The organism is Cognatilysobacter lacus, from assembly GCF_008274655.1.
In the GTDB taxonomy this organism is placed as follows: Bacteria; Pseudomonadota; Gammaproteobacteria; order Xanthomonadales; family Xanthomonadaceae; genus Cognatilysobacter; species Cognatilysobacter lacus.
In genome coordinates this window covers 1-1921 of sequence record NZ_VTRV01000256.1, presented here as the reverse complement: position 1 = coordinate 1921, position 1921 = coordinate 1, and the positions used below count along the sequence as shown (strand labels likewise).

The following is a 1921-nucleotide window of genomic DNA, read 5'->3' as shown; positions in this document are numbered from 1 at the left end:
TGCATCCCGGCGTGGGCGCTAACACCTGAGTTAAGCCGCGCCGCGAAGCGGCGTCGGCTTGGACGAATTGTTAGGCCCCTTCACTCGATCCTTAAGCGTTCGCCGGCACCGGCGACTTGATGAGTACGAGTATTGACCTGCCAAGTTCCGACCACTTTTCCGCCAATTGAATAGGTGACGACAAAGTAGTGGGTGCTATCGACGATGCCCGGGCCGAACGGGCGCTTGACCTGCCACGATCGTTCTTCTGTGTCGTGCCACCGGTGCGGTGCATTTTCCAAATTTCGGATTTCAGCCGGCCGAAGTTGCATGACGAGCCGGATCGCTTCGGCGTGCGGCGATTGCTCGGTTGGCGCGAGCTCCGCAGCCAAAGCTGGGGCAAAAGTTCCGATGCCGACGATTAGGGCTAGCGCGATTGTCTTAAGCATGTGCGAGAGAGCTGGCAAAGGGGCCTAACACCTGAGTTAAGCCGCGCCGCGAAGCGGCGTCGGCTTGGACGAATTGTTAGAGCCCACGCGCCGGGGTGCTGGCCCGCTGCTCCACGTAGCCGGATTCTGGCACGAAGATCCGAACCCGCGAGATAGGCGGAGCGGGGCGCCGCAGGCGCGCCGAACGGCGAGGGCGGTGACGGCGCCAGAAACGGATGTGGCCGGCAAGTTGGCGCCGCCTTTCGGATCACCGCCAGGAGCCGGGACCGCAGGAGCGGCGCGAGCTTGCAGCCCTGAACCTACAAGCCGATGCGGCCGTGAGCTACGAAGTTCGAGGAGCGATTGGCCCGACAACCGCATTGCATCCCGGCGTGGGCGCTAACACCTGAGTTAAGCCGCGCCGCGAAGCGGCGTCGGCTTGGACGAATTGTTAGGGCCCAACCCAGCTCGACCCGAACGGTTCATTGGAAGTGCTCGGCGGGCGACGGCGGCACGACCCAGCCGTGCTTGCGCCCTTCATAAACCGAGACGGTGGGAGCGGGGAAGCCGGGGTCTGCAAACGCACCTACGGGAATGCTGATGTACTCGGGCAGGCCGAGTGGCTCGTAGTACACGGTGGCGCTGCAGCGCGGACAGAAGTGGAAGCGGGCGCCTGGACCGTCGTCACCGGCCTGCACGTACTCGGAGGACACACCTGTGGGCGTAACGCTCTCACGAGGAAAACGGGCCTGCTCACTAAATGGACCACCCGTGCGGCGCTGGCACGCCAAGCAGTGGCAGATCGAGATACGGACGGGCGCGCCAACAACACGGGCTGTGAGCTGGCCACAACTGCAAGAGGCAATCCGATCCATCATTTCTGTCCGCAGCGACTAAGTTCCATTGTGGGCCCTAACACCTGAGTTAAGCCGCGCCGCGAAGCGGCGTCGGCTTGGACGAATTGTTAGCGCCCATTTTCTTTGCCACCCACTTGGTTGATCGTGCCGCCGGCCCACCGGAAAGTTGCACCAACCGTCGGAGTGGCCGCCGAGGTTAGCCGCACCTGCACGGCGCCGCGAAAGCGCTTGGCGGACTTTAACTGGTAGCAGTTACCGAATGGCTTCGAATGCTGGGCGGCCCCGCCGGCCGAGAGTTTCAAGAGCACGTACTCGTAGTGACAGTTGAGAGCCGGGCGCCACGCTTCAACAACGACATATTGAGTTGGATCGGCGCCCGCGACCTTGTAGAGGCTCACTTGCTCGCCCGACACGCTCGCAATTGATGCGCCCTTAAAGCGAATCGAAAAGCCTGACGCGTTGTTCGCGGGTGGAACGGCGGTCACCGCGCCATAGCCGGTACGTACGCTTTCGTGCGCACACGCCTGCCCCGCAAAGGCAGCTAGGACGAGCAACGTGGCTGTGTGCTTCGGCATGGGCGCTAACACCTGAGTTAAGCCGCGCCGCGAAGCGGCGTCGGCTTGGACGAATTGTTAGGCCCCGGCCCTGGCGAGAAAC

At 63.0% G+C, this 1921-nt stretch carries 3 protein-coding genes; all 3 read right to left on the bottom strand.

From position 1 onward, the window contains the following. Window positions 1-80: 80 nt before the first annotated feature. The 3 genes from FW784_RS13875 to FW784_RS13865 all read right to left on the bottom strand — a co-directional run bounded on the left by FW784_RS13875 (window position 81) and on the right by FW784_RS13865 (window position 1839). Entirely contained in the window at window positions 81-428 is a 348-nt protein-coding gene (locus tag FW784_RS13875; RefSeq protein WP_149353913.1) for a hypothetical protein, read from the bottom strand. A 461-nt stretch (window positions 429-889) separates the two neighbouring features. Further along, complete coding sequence (locus tag FW784_RS13870; protein WP_235893692.1) at window positions 890-1282, bottom strand: GFA family protein; 393 nt, start codon at window positions 1280-1282, stop codon at window positions 890-892. An 89-nt stretch (window positions 1283-1371) separates the two neighbouring features. Continuing rightward, a complete protein-coding gene (locus FW784_RS13865) occupies window positions 1372-1839 on the bottom strand; it encodes a hypothetical protein (RefSeq protein WP_149353911.1) in 468 nt (155 codons plus the stop codon). Window positions 1840-1921 lie beyond the last annotated feature (82 nt).

What these genes read in the sequence shown, in the direction of transcription:
- FW784_RS13870 (WP_235893692.1), bottom strand. Translation starts at nt 1,282, where the DNA reads ATGGATCGGATTGCCTCTTGCAGTTGTGGCCAGCTCACAGCCCGTGTT.
- FW784_RS13875 (WP_149353913.1), bottom strand. Translation starts at nt 428, where the DNA reads ATGCTTAAGACAATCGCGCTAGCCCTAATCGTCGGCATCGGAACTTTT.
- FW784_RS13865 (WP_149353911.1), bottom strand. Translation starts at nt 1,839, where the DNA reads ATGCCGAAGCACACAGCCACGTTGCTCGTCCTAGCTGCCTTTGCGGGG.